Origin of the sequence: Undibacterium sp. 14-3-2, assembly GCF_016595265.1 — a bacterium.
Taxonomy (GTDB): domain Bacteria; phylum Pseudomonadota; class Gammaproteobacteria; order Burkholderiales; family Burkholderiaceae_D; genus Undibacterium; species Undibacterium aquatile.
The window spans coordinates 408,166-422,940 of the sequence record NZ_JAENGS010000002.1 but is presented as its reverse complement, the minus strand read 5'-3'; the positions used below and the strand labels follow the sequence as shown (position 1 = coordinate 422,940).

Annotated in this window: 14 protein-coding genes; 11 read left to right on the top strand and 3 right to left on the bottom strand. The window is 52.2% G+C overall.

Translation table 11 applies throughout. The annotated features are described in order from the left end of the window. Positions 1-80 precede the first annotated feature (80 nt). From Undi14_RS06390 to Undi14_RS06375, 4 genes are all read left to right on the top strand, one after another. Positions 81-1,067, top strand: coding sequence for a succinylglutamate desuccinylase/aspartoacylase family protein (locus tag Undi14_RS06390; RefSeq protein WP_200178750.1), 987 nt, complete (start codon positions 81-83; stop codon positions 1,065-1,067). Next, positions 1,064-2,863, top strand: coding sequence for an ABC transporter substrate-binding protein (locus Undi14_RS06385; RefSeq protein WP_234030445.1), 1,800 nt, complete (start codon positions 1,064-1,066; stop codon positions 2,861-2,863). The genes Undi14_RS06390 and Undi14_RS06385 overlap by 4 nt, the downstream gene beginning before the upstream one ends. A gap of 118 nt (positions 2,864-2,981) precedes the next feature. Further along, positions 2,982-3,623: a M15 family metallopeptidase gene (locus Undi14_RS06380; RefSeq protein WP_234030444.1), complete on the top strand. Its 642-nt coding sequence runs from the start codon at positions 2,982-2,984 to the stop codon at positions 3,621-3,623. 164 nt (positions 3,624-3,787) lie between these two features. Beyond that, on the top strand, positions 3,788-5,062 hold the full coding sequence (locus Undi14_RS06375) for a serine hydrolase (RefSeq protein ID WP_234030443.1): 1,275 nt from the start codon (positions 3,788-3,790) through the stop codon (positions 5,060-5,062). 202 nt (positions 5,063-5,264) lie between these two features. Here Undi14_RS06375 and Undi14_RS06370 read toward each other — a convergent pair whose 3' ends face one another. Together Undi14_RS06370 and murQ are read right to left on the bottom strand one after the other, a co-directional pair. Continuing rightward, the gene (locus tag Undi14_RS06370) at positions 5,265-6,173 is read right to left on the bottom strand and encodes a LysR family transcriptional regulator (protein ID WP_186883007.1); all 909 of its coding nucleotides are present in this window, start codon (positions 6,171-6,173) and stop codon (positions 5,265-5,267) included. A 58-nt stretch (positions 6,174-6,231) separates the two neighbouring features. Next, positions 6,232-7,119, bottom strand: a complete 888-nt coding sequence (gene murQ / locus Undi14_RS06365; RefSeq protein ID WP_200178749.1) for an N-acetylmuramic acid 6-phosphate etherase — start codon at positions 7,117-7,119, stop codon at positions 6,232-6,234. Positions 7,120-7,341: 222 nt separating this feature from the next. On the opposite strand from murQ, the gene Undi14_RS06360 reads away from it, so the two are divergent. The 6 genes from Undi14_RS06360 to arsA all read left to right on the top strand — a co-directional run bounded on the left by Undi14_RS06360 (position 7,342) and on the right by arsA (position 13,198). Further along, on the top strand, positions 7,342-7,920 hold the full coding sequence (locus tag Undi14_RS06360; RefSeq protein WP_200178748.1) for a L,D-transpeptidase: 579 nt from the start codon (positions 7,342-7,344) through the stop codon (positions 7,918-7,920). A 367-nt stretch (positions 7,921-8,287) separates the two neighbouring features. Beyond that, positions 8,288-8,653, top strand: coding sequence for a helix-turn-helix transcriptional regulator (locus Undi14_RS06355; protein ID WP_200178747.1), 366 nt, complete (start codon positions 8,288-8,290; stop codon positions 8,651-8,653). An 88-nt stretch (positions 8,654-8,741) separates the two neighbouring features. Further along, complete coding sequence (locus Undi14_RS06350; protein WP_200178746.1) at positions 8,742-9,242, top strand: arsenate reductase ArsC; 501 nt, start codon at positions 8,742-8,744, stop codon at positions 9,240-9,242. A gap of 59 nt (positions 9,243-9,301) precedes the next feature. Continuing rightward, the gene (locus Undi14_RS06345) at positions 9,302-10,582 is read left to right on the top strand and encodes an arsenic transporter (protein ID WP_200178745.1); all 1,281 of its coding nucleotides are present in this window, start codon (positions 9,302-9,304) and stop codon (positions 10,580-10,582) included. Positions 10,583-10,612: 30 nt separating this feature from the next. Continuing rightward, positions 10,613-11,356 carry an arsenical resistance protein ArsH gene (gene arsH / locus Undi14_RS06340; RefSeq protein ID WP_255520374.1) on the top strand — a complete coding sequence of 248 codons (744 nt, stop codon included), beginning with the start codon at positions 10,613-10,615 and terminating at the stop codon, positions 11,354-11,356. 63 nt (positions 11,357-11,419) lie between these two features. Then, positions 11,420-13,198: an arsenical pump-driving ATPase gene (gene arsA / locus Undi14_RS06335; RefSeq protein WP_200178744.1), complete on the top strand. Its 1,779-nt coding sequence runs from the start codon at positions 11,420-11,422 to the stop codon at positions 13,196-13,198. 69 nt (positions 13,199-13,267) lie between these two features. Here the strand turns inward: arsA and Undi14_RS06330 are convergent, their stop codons facing one another. Further along, entirely contained in the window at positions 13,268-13,900 is a 633-nt protein-coding gene (locus Undi14_RS06330) for a TetR/AcrR family transcriptional regulator (RefSeq protein WP_200178742.1), read from the bottom strand. A 161-nt stretch (positions 13,901-14,061) separates the two neighbouring features. Between Undi14_RS06330 and Undi14_RS06325 the strand changes: the two genes are divergently transcribed. After that, positions 14,062-14,700, top strand: a complete 639-nt coding sequence (locus Undi14_RS06325; protein WP_200178741.1) for an NAD(P)H-dependent oxidoreductase — start codon at positions 14,062-14,064, stop codon at positions 14,698-14,700. The last annotated feature ends 75 nt before the right edge of the window (positions 14,701-14,775 follow it).

Below are 14,775 nucleotides of genomic sequence, written 5' to 3'. Positions count from 1 at the left end.
GGACAATTTTGCGTCAGTCCTATAAGTAAGAAGTGATCAACAAGAGGTCGGTTACGTTTTAGTCTGGAATGAGTATAAGTATGAGTTCGCAAAATTTATTTTTTAACAGCCAGCGCTATCAGTCAAAGTTTGCCGGGCCGCGCATCATCATTACCGGTGCGGTGCATGGCAACGAGATTTGCGGCACGCAGGCGATACGGCGTGTGATTGCTGAGATCGACGCCGGCATCATCCAGATACTATCCGGTAGTGTGACTTTCGTTCCTGTGACCAATCCGCTTGCCTATCAGCGTGGCGAGAGACAAGGTGACAGAAACCTGAACCGCCGCTTGTTGCCGACCAGTACACCGACAGAATTTGAAGATCACGTCGCCAACTGGCTGTGTCCGTTATTGGCTGAACACGATGTTTTGCTGGATCTGCACTCTTTCCGTGGCGAAGGCGAGGCCTTCGTTCTGGTCGGGCCGGAAAATAACGATGGCGATATCGAACCCTTCAGCCATGCAGAAGCAGAGCTGGCGATGGCGCGGCGTCTGGGTGTGCATCGCATGGTGGATGGCTGGCTGAGCACGTACGCGCGTGGCGTCACCCGCCGTCAGCAGCGCCTGGGGCCGGATGCAGATGCCAGAATGCTGGCGAATGCGAATACCCAGTTCGGTGTCGGTACTACAGAGTACATGCGTTCCGTCGGCGGCTATGCAGTCACGCTGGAATGTGGCCAGCATCTCGACCCGCAGGCACCGGAAGTTGCTTACCGCGCGATCATCAATACACTGACCCATCTCGGCATCATTGCCGGAACAGCACCTGCTGCCGTCAAAGAAATTGAAACCCTGCGTATCTATGATGTGATCGACAAACTGCACGACGACGATCAGTTCGTCCGCGAATGGCGCAGTTTTGACGAAGTAAAAAAAGGTGATCTGATCGGCTTGCGCCACGATGGCAGCGAGGTCAGGGCAGAAATGGATGGTCGTATGATATTCCCCGATGCAGGTGCGCATTGTGGCGAGGAATGGTTTTATATCACCCGTTACAGCGACAGAATTCAAGAGGGAAACGCATGAAGCAAGCAATGCCATGGCTGCATCGTTTCTGTGCCTTGCTGGCGCTGTCGCTATTTGCGTTGAGTGTTCAGGCAGGCACAGGCAAAACCTTGAATGTTTTGCTGACGACGCCCGAAAGCGCTCTCGATCCGGCGGTGGCATCCGATATCGCAACGCTCAGCATTAATGAGAATATTTTTGAACCTATGCTGCGCTACGATTATCTGGCGCGTCCGGTCAAATTGAAGCCGAATACCCTGAAGGCGATGCCAGAGATCAGCGATGGTGGCAAGACTTATACACTGCATTTGCAACCCGGCATCCATTTCACACCTGACCCTGCGTTCAAAGGAAAAGTACGTGAATTAACCGCTGACGATTATGTGTACAGCATACGGCGCTTATACGATCCCGCGCTGAAATCACCGTGGTTATTCATGTTTGAAGGTAAGTTGCTGGGTGATGAAAAACTGCGCAATGTACAAGCGGCACCCGGCTGGAAATTCGACAGCGCTTCTGCCATTCCCGGTCTGCAGGCATTGGATCGTTACACCTTACGCATACGGCTGAATGCGCCGGATAACAATTTTTTGTTTATTCTGGCAACCACGGCCACCTCTGCCGTTGCCAGAGAAGTGATAGAGAGCTACGGCAATCAGGCTGGCAATCATCCTGTCGGCACCGGGCCATTTATGCTGGGCGAATGGCAACGCAGTTTTCGTCTGGTGCTGAATGCGAATCCTGATTATCGCAAAGTGGTGTTTGATGGCGAGGCTGGGAAAGATGCCGTCTCACAGCAGATCGCGGCAGACTTGAAAGGCCGGACGCTACCCCTGGTGTCACGCGTCACGATTGCGATTGTCGAAGAGCAGCAGGCGAGCGTTCTGGGTTTCCTGAACCGGGAATTTGATACGCTGGAACAAGTGCCGCCGCCATTGGCGGATATGGTCATGAAAAACGGCAAACTGAAGCCCGATCTGCAACAGCAAGGTGTGCAGCTGTCCTTATTTTCTCCGCTGCAGACCTATTATGTCTGGATGAATATGGATGATCCTGTCATTGGTGGATATAGTCAGGAAAAAATTGCCTTACGCCGCGCAATTGCGATGAGTTATGACAGCCGCGAAGATATCAGCCTGATGGAAAAAGGTCTGGCGATTCCGGCGCAGTCACCGTTACCACCAAATGTGCTTGGCTACGATGCAGGTTTCAGAAGCCCGGTGCCTTACAATCCTGCGCTGGCGAATGCTTTGCTTGATCGCTTTTCTTATCTGCGTGGTGCAGACGGTTATCGTCGCTTACCGGATGGACAGCCCTTGCATCTGGTGATGCACAGTAAAACCAATACCATCGGGCGTCTGCGGGATGAAGTCTGGCGTAAAACGATGAATGCGATCGGCATACGCATCAGTTTTAAAACCGATAAACATTCAGAGATTTTGCGCGCATCACGTCTTGGTCAGGTGCAGATGACAGAAGCAAACTGGGTTGCTGATTTTCCTGATGGCGAGAATTTTTACCAGTTACTGTACGGCGCAAATATCGGGCGGGCGAATTATGCTCGTTTTAATTTGCCTGCATTTAATCAGTTATATGAAAAGTCACTGACGATGACAGACACGCCTGAACGGCGCGCTTTGTATCGTCAAATGGCATTGCTGATGCATGCTTATAACCCGTGGATACCGCGGGTGCATCCCTTGTCTGCGGATATTCGCCAGCCCTGGGTGCTGCATTATCAGCGGCATCCGGTGGATTTCACGAACTGGCGCTATCTCGATATCGCGCCGGATGCAAAGCAAAACGCGAAGCGATAAAAATAAGTGGATGCGCCACTGTTCAACATCGCGCATCAAATAATGAGTTACGGTTATACGTGACAAGTAAAGTTTCATTGGAAGACAGCAAGAGCAAACTCTATTCTGACAAGCTGAAATGAGTTCTGGTTGTTTTCTGATTTATCTGGAGAAGTCGTACATGCGTTGTGAATTCATTGCTGATCACCCTGACTTCCGTCGCCTTGCCGCGATTGATGGCATTACTGTTGATCTGCGTTATGTCGGTACCGATAATTTTGTCGGTCGCGACTTGTATGGCGATCTCGATTGCGCATGGTTGCACAGAGAAGCCGCAGAGGCGCTGGAGCAGGCGGCGCACTATCTCGCAGAGCAGCATCCGGGTTATCGCATCATTGTGCTGGATGCCTTGCGCCCGCACCGCGTACAGGAAATGCTGTGGGCGCATCTGGATGGCACACCTTTACAAATGTATGTGGCTGACCCTGCGCGTGGTTCTATTCATTCGTTTGGCATGGCGGTGGATGTGACAGTCATTGATCCGCAAGGCGTAGAAATCGATATGGGTAGCGGCTTCGATGAAATGGCAGAGAAATCACATCCTGCGCTGGAAGAAAAAATGCTGGCTGCCGGACAAATTACCGCGCAGCAGCGCAGCAATCGCGAGATATTGCGGCAAGCGATGTTTCATGCGGGTTTCAGAGGGATTAACAGCGAATGGTGGCATTTCAATTTCGGTGATCCTGCTGTCGTTCGCCAGACCTATCTGCGGATAGACTGAATATGTTAATACAGCGCGTTTCCTTCGCAGCAGTAAGTATGTCGGCGGCGTTATTTTTCTCTGGTATTTTCGCTGGTATTGTAGAGGCAGCAAGCCCGCCTGCTGAAGTAAAAACGTCAGACGTAAAAACGGCAGAGACGACAGTTTCGATGACACGCGCATCAATGAAAACGACCACAGATCAGCAATTGCAGGCCATCGTCAGCCAGCCGCAACGGCCATTGGCGAGTTTGTCCGTGATCGCGATACGCGCTGGTGAGATCGTCTATGAACAGCAGTTCGGCGATCGCTTTATCCCGACGACTGCCGCCGTTGGTTTGCCAGCGAATGCAGATACCTTATTCCGTATTGCATCTGTCTCTAAAATGGTGACGGCGCTTGGCGTAATGCGTCTGGTTGAACAGGGCAAACTCGCGCTCGATACCGATATCAGCCGCTATCTCGGCTATACCCTCAGAAATCCTTACTATCCTGATGTCGCGATCACCCTGCGCATGCTGCTGAGTCATACCTCGTCGTTGCGCGATGACGGTGGCTATAATTTTCCGGCGAATACGTCGCTGCAAAGTGTTTTGCAAGCGTCGGAAAAAAACGCAGTATCTGCATTGATCTGGGCCAGACCGGATGCCAGCAACAAAAACTATGCACCGGGAAAATACTTCAGTTACGTGAATCTGAACTGGGGTGTGATCGGTGCCGTGATGGAATCCGTATCAGGAAAACGTTTTGATGTGCTGATGCAGGAATTGATTTTCCAACCGTTGCAGATCAGCGGCAGTTTTCATCCGGAAAATCTGAGTCCGGCAGAACTGAATAATCTGGCCACCTTGTACCGCAAACAGAAAAACGATGTCTGGGATACAGCAGGCGCTTGGCAGCCACAGGTCGATGATTATCACCAGCAAGGCGTGCCGAAACGGCCATATTTGGCGACGTATCAGCCAGGCTGGAATGCCACCTTGTTCAGTCCGCAGGGTGGTTTGCGTATCAGCGCGCGCGGCCTCAGCCGTATGATGCAGATGCTGATGCGCGAGGGCGAGCTTGATGGCGTGCGCCTGTTGCAGCCAGCCAGTGTGCGGACTTTGTTAACGCCTCAGTGGCGTTACGACGCAGCGCTGCAGAATGGCGATGATTATCAGGGTATGTTTCAATCATGGGCACTGGGGTTTCAGGTATTCACTGATATCAGCGCCGCCCATCATGGCGATCGCCTGACGCCACCTGTGATGCCCGGCGGACATGGATTTACCGGCGTCGGTCATCTGGGATTTGCGTATGGTCTGGAGTCGGGTTTTGTATTCGATCCGCAGACACGCAATGGCATGATCTATCTGATTGGCGGCACTGGTGCCGACCCGGATAAAAATACCGGCGAGTATTCCAGCCTGAGTATATGGCAAGAGCAAATCATGACCGCGCTGGCCGCACAATTACGTTAAGGACTTGCGCAGAACTGCCCCAGCGTTGTTGTTGTCGCCTAGCCGTGCTAAAGCACTGTCTTCGGCGACACGGTGTAGTCGGGGGTTCAGACAACATGTTGTCTGCCGACGCAACGAACCTTCTTTACAAAGGAGGTTACCTTCGGCTGCAAGCCTGGCTGTAACAATTCTGCGTAAGTCCTAATGCTGAACTATTGCTGAACTATTCCTTGCTGGTTCTGGCAATAAATTCGGCAGCCGCTGTCTGTACGCATTCGACAAATGCACGTGCTGAGCGTGACAGTGGTGTCGATTTTTTTGTCAGCAAATATAAGTCCACTGGCACATTTGGTAACAAGGGGCGGCACTGCACTTTGTCGTGATTGGCTGTGGCCGCCGTAAACGGGTCGATCACCGCAGCACCCGCGCCGAATTCAACCAGCGTGCGCGCCAGCACATAGGTCTGGACTTCGGTGTAAGAAGTAAAGCTGATACCGAGTTCTTCGCAGGCATCCATGACGCGGCTGACCAGATGATCATCCAGATCCAGTGCGATCAGATTTTTTGGTAAATCAGCGACGGACAAGGGCGTGTTGTCGAGTTTTTTTGTCCAGCTGCCTATCGGCGCAATCGCCGTCATACTGCCGCGCACCAGCGGCTCGGATGCCAGATTCGGATGGCAGGGGTCATATAAAGATAAAGCGAAATCAACGTCGCCGAGCAACAAGGCATTCACCATATCGCTGGTATGGTGCGTCGATAAAGTGCAGTGAACTTGCGGAAATTTCTTGCGCCAGGCGGCCAGTGCGGCTGGTACGACCGTGATCGATAAGGTGGGAGTTGAAGCCAGCCTGACGGCTTCATCCGGATGATTTTTCAGATTATTTGCGAGGCGGCGTACCGATTGCAGGTCGCGGTTCAGTTTGTCGACTTCGGAAAACAGCTTGTGCGCTTCCGGTGTCGGATGCAGTTTTCCTTTGATGCGCTCGAACAATTTCAGGCCGAGCTGCAATTCGCAATGTTGCAAGACTTTGGTGGCGGCTGGCTGGGAAATGCTGAGTAATTGTGCGGCACCGCTGATCGTGCCGGCCTGCATAATCGCATGAAAAACTTCTATGTGACGCAATCGCATGAGTGTTACCTGTTACCGTTACTCGTTTGTACCCTGCGATTGTAACCGCAGAAGGAGTTTATTCGACAGCTTCCAGGGCTTTTCGTACATCGCCCTGATATAAGGTCAGCAGTTTTTCAGCCGTAACGACGCTGATGTTGTTTTGTAGTGCCACGATCGCTGTCTTCACGTGGAAGTCGCATTCTTCCAGCACTTTGCGGCAAGTCTGTTCGTCCTTGCCGGTCGCATGCATGGTCAGGCTGACCGTACGCCGCAGCAATTTGATATTGGTGGGTTTCACATCCACCATCAGATTGCCGTAGACCTTATGCAGTTTCACCATCAGTGCGCTGGAAAAAGTATTCAGCGCAATCTTTTGCGAGGTGCCTGCTTTCAGGCGTGTGCTGCCCGAAATAATTTCACTGCCGGTGTTGAGGGTGATACCGATGTCTGCACATCGGGTTACCGGTGCATCGGGATTATTCGCGAAGCCCACCGTTAACGCGCCGCTGGCACGTGCCGCTTGCAACGCACCCAGCACATACGGTGTGGCGCCGGAGGCAGCAATCAATAACACAACATCATCTTTATTCAGATGCAGCTCACGAATGTCGATCGCGCCTTGTTCGGTATCATCTTCAGCACCTTCGACGGCGACGAACATCGCCTGTTTGCCACCGGCAATCAGCGAAATTGCCCGTTCATTCGGCCACGAAAAGGTCGGTAATAATTCGACACCATCGAGTACACCCAGCCGCCCCGACGTGCCTGCACCGACATACACCAGACGCCCGCCAGCTTCTATGCGTGGCAGCGCCGCATCAATCGCAGCCGCAATTTGTGGTGCGGCTGCCCGCACCGCTTGCACTGCGATGAACTGATCATCGATCAATGCGGCTGCCAGCTTTGCCGTCGCATAGGTATCGAGCTCGGTATGTAAGACATTCGGTGTTTCGGTGTTCAACATGATCATTTCTCCGCGATGCTACTGAACTTACAGAGGAGTCGTGCCACTCACAAATGAAAGCTGATCGCGCAGTCATAACCGCAGGTAATGTGTCGCTGGTGAACAAGCATTTGCCATCATCGCTGGCTGTGCTTATTCTGCCATTGATGCTATCTGTTCCCTGCGCCATGATCGGGTTCCTTTGCAAGCTGCCGTAACACCACATCTGACTCTTTCTGCCACATGAAAAATCGACTTTTCGCCCTCTTTTTTTTGCTGCTGACTTTTTGCTTATCTGGCTGTCAGTCTGCGCTGACTCCCGCATTCGTGCCCAAAGATACGCAGCACCGCATCGTGGTGTCTGTGCCGGAACAGAAAATGCGCTTATTCGACAACGGCAACCTCATCGCCACTTATACCATTTCAACTGCGAAGCGGGGCATTGGCGATTTGCCCGATAGTTATATGACACCCGGCGGAAAAATGGAAATTGCCGAGAAATTCGGCGCCGGTATGCCGGTCGGCACCGCGTTCAAAGATCGTGTGCCGACTGGCGAAATCGTTGCGATTGATGCGCCGGGGCGCGATCCGGTGGTGACCCGCATACTCTGGCTACGCGGCACCGAAGAGCGCAATCAGCATGCGTATCAGCGCTACATCTACATTCACGGCACACCGCAGGAAAGCCTGCTCGGCAATCCCGCCAGTTATGGTTGCATACGCATGCGTTCTGCCGATATCGTCGAATTGTTCGACAAGGTGGGTATAGGTGCGGAAGTATTTGTCGCTGAAACTGAAGCGGACTTACCGCTGCAACAATAAGCACAGACGCGGAATATGAATCTGGTTGGAAGTCGGTTGGTAAAGAGGCTGAAAAAGTCGATTTTCGTGCTTCTGAGGGCATAAATATACTGGGGGGAGTATTTTTTAAAGCCCTTTATTTATAAAGAGATAAAGGCAAAATCGCCAGATACTCCCCGAAAAATACTTATTTTAGGGCCGTTTTCACGGTTTTTTTAAAGGTGGATATTGGCTACGTTGGCCGATACGTACCAATGTTGACTGATCTGTCGGTTTTGCACACGCAGGACATGAGGAATCACAAATTTCTGTTGCCAAAATTCCGCTTTCATTTCTATAATTCGATAATTGTCGAATTATAGAAATAAGCCTTAGCCGGAGTCTGCACATGGAAAACAAACAAGCAATCAGCGCATTAGCGGCGTTGGCGCAAGAGTCGCGGCTGGCGGTGTTTCGTCTGCTGGTGCGGGTCGGCCCCGAAGGGTTGGCGGCCAGCAAAATCGCGGAAGAGCTGGCGATTCCGGCTTCTTCATTGTCATTTCATCTCAAAGAACTCAGTAATGCCGATCTGATTTCGGCGCGTCAGGATGGGCGTTTTATTATTTACGCCGCTAATTTCAGCACCATGAATGATTTGCTGGCATTTCTGAGTGACAGTTGCTGCAACGGTCAGGCCTGTCTGCCCGCGCTGCAGGCGAGTAATCTGCTAACGAATAAAGCTGCCGATAAAGTTACTGATAAAGCTGAAATTTAACGCGCAGCATAGGCTGATGCAAACCGCATAGTTTCGTTGTAATTCCTTACCCTTCTAATCCCTTACCCTGAAATGAATCGAGAGAAAAATGACTGAAAAAGTTTTCAACGTACTGTTTCTTTGCACTGGCAACTCTGCGCGTAGCATCATGGCGGAAGCCCTGATCACGACCATGGGGCAGGGGCGTTTTAAAGGTTTTTCTGCCGGTAGTTTTCCCGCTGGTACGGTCAATCCGTTGGCGATAGAGCAGATTCAGACGACCGCGTATCCGCTGACTGCTTTGCGCAGCAAAAGCTGGGACGAGTTCGCAGCGGCAGATGCGCCGGTGATGGATTTCATCATTACCGTCTGCGATAACGCCGCAGGTGAAGTCTGCCCGGTCTGGCCCGGTCATCCGGTGACGACGCATTGGGGTTTTGAAGATCCGGCTGCGGTGACTGGCAGCGATGAAGCAAAACGGGCGGCATTTCATAAGGTGTTCCGCGAAATTATGTCTTGCGTCAATAGCTTCGTTTCGCTGCCTGCGCACATCCTGGAAAAAAATACCATTCATCAGGAACTTAAAGCGATCAGAGAGCAGCTCAACTGATGCGTTCACCTGATGATCTCGCTGTACATCAAATTCATTTCTGAAATGGGGCGCATGTCGTGCTGATTGCTATCCTGATTTTTTTGCTGACGCTGACCTTTGTCATCTGGCAGCCGCGCGGTCTGGGCATAGGCTGGAGCGCGGCTGGCGGCGCGTTGCTGGCCTTACTGGCCGGGGTCATACAGTTATCGGATATTCCGCTGGTGTGGCATATAGTCTGGAATGCAACGGCCACATTTATCGCTGTCATCATCATCAGTCTGTTGCTGGATAAAGCGGGCTTCTTTGAATGGGCGGCATTGCATGTGGCGCGCTGGGGCGGTGGCAGCGGCCGCAAATTATTCGTGTTGTTGCTGTTGCTGGGTGCCGTGGTCGCCGCTTTGTTTGCGAATGATGGCGCAGCGCTGATCCTGACGCCGATCGTGATTGCGATGCTGCTGGAACTACGGTTTTCACCGAAAGCGACGCTGGCCTTCGTGATGGCGGCGGGCTTCATCGCTGATACCGGCAGCCTGCCGCTGGTGGTATCGAATCTGGTGAACATTGTCTCGGCTGATTATTTCAAGCTGGGCTTTGCTGCCTATTCATCGGTGATGCTGCCGGTGAATCTGGTGTCGGTCGCGGCTACGATAGCGGTGTTGCTGCTGTTTTTCCGGCGCGATTTGCCCGCCGATTATGAGGTGCAACAACTGCGCCAACCTGCGCTGGCGATTCGTGACCGCGCCACATTCAATACGGGTTGGTGGGTGCTGGGTTGGCTGTTGCTCGGTTTTTTCTGGCTGGACGGCATGGGTGTTCCCGTCAGCGTTGTAGCGGCAGCGGGGGCGGCGGTGTTGCTGGCAGTCGCTACGCGCGCCGGGGTGATCAACACGCGTGACGTCGTCAGAAATGCGCCATGGCAGATCGTGATTTTTTCGCTGGGCATGTATCTGGTAGTGTACGGCTTGCGCAATGCCGGATTGACGAATCAACTCAGCGGCGTGCTCAATCGTTTTGCCGAACATGGTGTCTGGGGTGCGGCGCTGGGTACAGGATTACTCAGCGCATTTCTGTCGTCCATCATGAACAATATGCCGACCGTACTGATCGGCGCTTTATCGATTGATGCCGCCGTGGCAAACAATGCAGTGCGTGAAGCCATGATTTATGCGAACGTGATCGGCTGCGATCTCGGCCCGAAAATCACGCCTATCGGCAGCCTCGCAACATTGTTGTGGCTGCACGTGCTGGCAAACAAAAATATCACGATTTCCTGGGGCTATTATTTCAGGCTGGGTATCGTTCTGACCTTGCCGGTGCTGTTGCTGACACTGGCCGCGCTGGCATTACGTTTAAGCTGACACCGGCGTTATCAACTAAAGGAGTTACGCATGACTGATGTGGCAGGAAAAATCATCCATAACTCAGCCCCCGATCTGCCGAACGTAAAGATGGAATACATGGATATTCCTGATGCCGCGAAACTCGCGCCGGTGGCAGGCTTTGAGCATCCGCCACGGATATTGCTGATGTATGGCTCGCTGCGTGAACGCTCGTTCAGCCGCTTGCTGGTCGAGGAAGCGGCGCGCCTGCTGCAACACATGGGCGCGGAAGTCAGGATTTTTAATCCGCATGATTTGCCGATGGTTGGCAGTGTGCCGGAAACGCATCCCAAGGTGGTTGAATTGCGCGAGAGCTGTTTGTGGTCGGAAGGGCAGGTCTGGTGCAGCCCTGAACGTCATGGCGCGATCACGGCCGTCTTGAAAAATCAGATCGACTGGATTCCTCTCGAACAAGGTGCGATACGCCCCAGCCAGGGGCGTACACTGGCAGTGATGCAGGTATGTGGCGGCTCGCAGTCGTTTAATACCGTCAACACGCTGCGTCTGCTAGGGCGCTGGATGCGCATGTTCACGATACCGAATCAGTCATCGGTGCCGAAAGCCTATGAAGAATTTGATGAGGCCGGACGCATGAAACCATCACCGTATTACGACCGACTGGTGGATGTGATGGAAGAATTATTTAAATTTACTTTGCTGCTACGTGGTCGCAGCGATTATCTGACCAGCCGTTACAGCGAACGCAAACAGGATGCATTGAACGCCGCCAACAAGATCATCGCCAAAGCCTGATTCGTGCTTAACTGAGTCGTTGCCGGGTGACAGCCTTACACCGTTTTTATAAGAGGAATGAATATGCTTTTTCTGGACAATACGCCGAAATTTTTATTCTTCACCGGTAAAGGCGGCGTCGGCAAAACCTCCGTCGCTTGCGCCACCGCCGTCTGGCTTGCCGATCAGGGACGACGCGTATTGCTGGTCAGCACCGACCCGGCATCGAATGTCGGTCAGGTATTCGGTATCCGCATCGGTAACAGCATCAAAGCGGTGGAGTCGGTTGCCAATTTGTTTGCACTGGAAATTGATCCGCAAGCGGCAGCACAACTGTACCGCGACCGCATCGTCACACCGGCGCGCGGCACCTTGCCCGAGGTGGTGATCAAAGCGATGGAGGAGCAATTATCCGGTGCCTGCACCACAGAAATCGCCGCATTTGATGAGTTCACCGGGCTGCTGACCAATCCGCAGATGCTGCAGGATTACGATCACATTATTTTTGATACCGCGCCGACCGGTCACACGATACGCATGTTACAACTGCCCGGTGCCTGGTCGGGCTTTCTGGAAGAGGGTAAAGGCGATGCCTCTTGCCTCGGGCCGCTGGCAGGTCTTGGCAAGCAGCGTGAGAAATATCATGAAGCCGTGCAAACCTTAGCCGACCCCGCACGTACCCGCATGGTGCTGGTGGCACGTGCTCAGCATTCCAGCCTGAAGGAAGCCGCACGCACACATGACGAGCTGGCTGCCATCGGTTTTCATCAACAATATCTGATCATCAATGGCGTGTTGCCGGAACAAGAAACACAACATGATGCCCTGGCGCGCGCCGTCTGGAAACGCGAGCAGGCGGCATTGGCTGCTATGCCCGAAGTATTACGCGGCTTGCCGACCGATCATATTCCGTTACGGGCATTCAATCTGGTTGGCCTTGATTCCTTGCGTCATTTGCTGACGGTCTCTACCGCGGTTGATGGTGCTAATGCCGCTGATCCATCCGCAACACAAACATTGCCCGCCCTGACTGATGCGCCATCGCTGGCGACGCTGGTCGATGGTCTGGCTGGCAGTGGGCATGGCCTGATCATGACCATGGGCAAAGGCGGCGTCGGTAAAACCACGGTGGCTGCGGCGATCGCCATCGCCCTCGCGCAACGCGGCTTTCCGGTTCATCTGACGACCTCTGACCCCGCTGCACATCTGCTTGAAACACTGGAAGGCAACTTGCCGAATCTGAGCGTCAGCCGGATTGATCCTGTTGCCGAAACAGCGCGTTATCGTCAGGAAGTGATGGCGAGCAAAGGCAAGCACCTTGATGCACAGGGAAAAGCCTTGCTGGAAGAAGATTTGCGCTCGCCATGCACCGAAGAGATTGCCGTGTTCCAGGCATTCTCACGCGTCATCCGCGAAGCCGGGAAAAAGTTTGTGGTGATGGATACCGCACCGACCGGCCACACCTTATTGCTGCTCGATACCACCGGTGCCTATCATCGTGAAATCGAACGGCAGATGGCACATACCGGCGTTCATTACACGACACCGATGATGCAATTGCAGGACCCGCAACAAACGAAAATCGTGATCGTGACGCTGGCAGAAACCACGCCGGTGCTGGAAGCCGCTGGCCTGCAAAATGACTTACGCCGCGCCGGTATCGAGCCGTGGGCGTGGGTCATCAACAACAGCCTGGCGATGGCGCAGCCACAATCGCGCTTGTTGCAGCAAAGGGCAAAAAATGAATTGCAACAAATCCGCCTGGTCGCAGATCAACACAGCCAGCGCTGGGCCATCATTCCTTTGCAAGCAGAAGAGCCGGTCGGCATCGACAAACTGACAAAGCTGTTGAATGCAAAGTGATTCATTTGTCTTTGAGTAACGCGGATTCGTTCCTATTCGCGCATTGCTGTGCGTTCTGGGGCGGGCGCCTTACGGCATACCCTGATCAATTGTTGAAGAGTGGGGAGCGCAATAGAGAAACAAGCGAACCAGCTCATCTTCAAATGCTGCTGTACCCAAGTGGGCCGACTGTTCCATTACAGCAGAACGGATTGTGCCAATCAATGCACGGGTCGTGACATACAAACTTATGGGCGTCAACGTCTGAAAGTATTCGTTATGTGAATGGTGAGCAAGCATGCTCTCGATAACCTTCTCGATCGGCCGGGTCAACTCATCTGACAACCCGTTGGCAATCAATGCTTCAAGCAATACTTTGCGCATACGCTGTCTACCTCCGAAGGCTTTTAACAATGCACGAACGATGGTTCGGGCCAGTTCTCTATCGTCAACAGCTGAATTCGAATCGATTTTCTGGATGATTGTTTGGCTGACCTTATTCAGTTCTCGCTGCGCCATAGCGATCAAAATTGCATTTTTATTCGGAAAATATTGATAAAGCGTGCCGATACTGACGCCAGCCAACTTTGCAACGGCGTTAGTGTTGAATGCGGCTAATTCTTGCGTCTGAAGAATCCGAGCACCTGCCTCAAAAATGGCGTCAATTGTTACTTCAGATCGAGACTGCAATGGTTTTTTTCTATATGGATCAATGTGTTGCATACACTTCCCGAGGTTTTCTCTAGGTATAAGAAAGCGAGTATTCAAATATGAGCATTGCTCATATTATTACGTACTAGTCGAGGACGCAATTATTCGAGCATTCATATTAATCTAAGGAAAATCAACGTGAACATCGCATTCTTATCTGAAATTGAGCTTCTATGGAGGCTATTAAAATGAAAGTATTAGTGGTATTTAACCACCCTTATGATCAGAGCTACTGCGCTGCAATTCTTGAAGCGGTGAGATCAGGGCTTGCCGCAGGCAATCACTATCTTGACTTGATTCATCTTGACCGGGATGAATTTGATCCCGTCATGCGTAGCAAGGATCTCAAAGCATTTGCGATGGCACGCAGCGATCCAGACGCTGCGTTCGCCCTTCTTGATCCACGGGTGCTGGAATACAAAGAGCGTATTCAAAGAGCGGAGCACATTGTCTTCATATTTCCAATCTGGTGGGAGTTAATGCCCGCAATGATGAAAGGCTTTATTGATAAGGTGATTTTTCCAGGGATCGCATATGAATATTCCAAAGGGGCAAGCGCTGGAATGAGTAACGTAATGAAGAAGCTCAATGGCATTACCCTCATTACCACAATGAATACCCCTTCGTTACTCTATCGCCTCATTTTTGGAAATGCGATTCAACGTGCGTTTATGAGAGGTACTTTCTGGAAGATCGGTGTGAAAAACCGGAAATGGATTTCACTGACCAACGTAAAATCAACGACGCAGGATAAGCGTGAAAAGTGGCTCACTCAGATTGCGGATCGTATGTGCAGTTTAAAAAACAAATAAGCACAGCAAAACTAATCTGTAGAGTGAGATGCATATCACCTTTTTCATTCAAATAGCATACGCCCAGTTGCGCCT

Excerpts from the sequence above, each read along its gene's own strand:
- Undi14_RS06390 (WP_200178750.1), top strand. The coding sequence starts at position 81 with ATGAGTTCGCAAAATTTATTTTTTAACAGCCAGCGCTATCAGTCAAAG.
- Undi14_RS06385 (WP_234030445.1), top strand. The coding sequence starts at position 1,064 with ATGAAGCAAGCAATGCCATGGCTGCATCGTTTCTGTGCCTTGCTGGCG.
- Undi14_RS06380 (WP_234030444.1), top strand. The coding sequence starts at position 2,982 with ATGAGTTCTGGTTGTTTTCTGATTTATCTGGAGAAGTCGTACATGCGT.
- Undi14_RS06375 (WP_234030443.1), top strand. The coding sequence starts at position 3,788 with ATGAAAACGACCACAGATCAGCAATTGCAGGCCATCGTCAGCCAGCCG.
- Undi14_RS06370 (WP_186883007.1), bottom strand. The coding sequence starts at position 6,173 with ATGCGATTGCGTCACATAGAAGTTTTTCATGCGATTATGCAGGCCGGC.
- murQ (WP_200178749.1), bottom strand. The coding sequence starts at position 7,119 with ATGTTGAACACCGAAACACCGAATGTCTTACATACCGAGCTCGATACC.
- Undi14_RS06360 (WP_200178748.1), top strand. The coding sequence starts at position 7,342 with ATGAAAAATCGACTTTTCGCCCTCTTTTTTTTGCTGCTGACTTTTTGC.
- Undi14_RS06355 (WP_200178747.1), top strand. The coding sequence starts at position 8,288 with ATGGAAAACAAACAAGCAATCAGCGCATTAGCGGCGTTGGCGCAAGAG.
- Undi14_RS06350 (WP_200178746.1), top strand. The coding sequence starts at position 8,742 with ATGACTGAAAAAGTTTTCAACGTACTGTTTCTTTGCACTGGCAACTCT.
- arsH (WP_255520374.1), top strand. The coding sequence starts at position 10,613 with ATGACTGATGTGGCAGGAAAAATCATCCATAACTCAGCCCCCGATCTG.
- arsA (WP_200178744.1), top strand. The coding sequence starts at position 11,420 with ATGCTTTTTCTGGACAATACGCCGAAATTTTTATTCTTCACCGGTAAA.
- Undi14_RS06330 (WP_200178742.1), bottom strand. The coding sequence starts at position 13,900 with ATGCAACACATTGATCCATATAGAAAAAAACCATTGCAGTCTCGATCT.
- Undi14_RS06325 (WP_200178741.1), top strand. The coding sequence starts at position 14,062 with ATGGAGGCTATTAAAATGAAAGTATTAGTGGTATTTAACCACCCTTAT.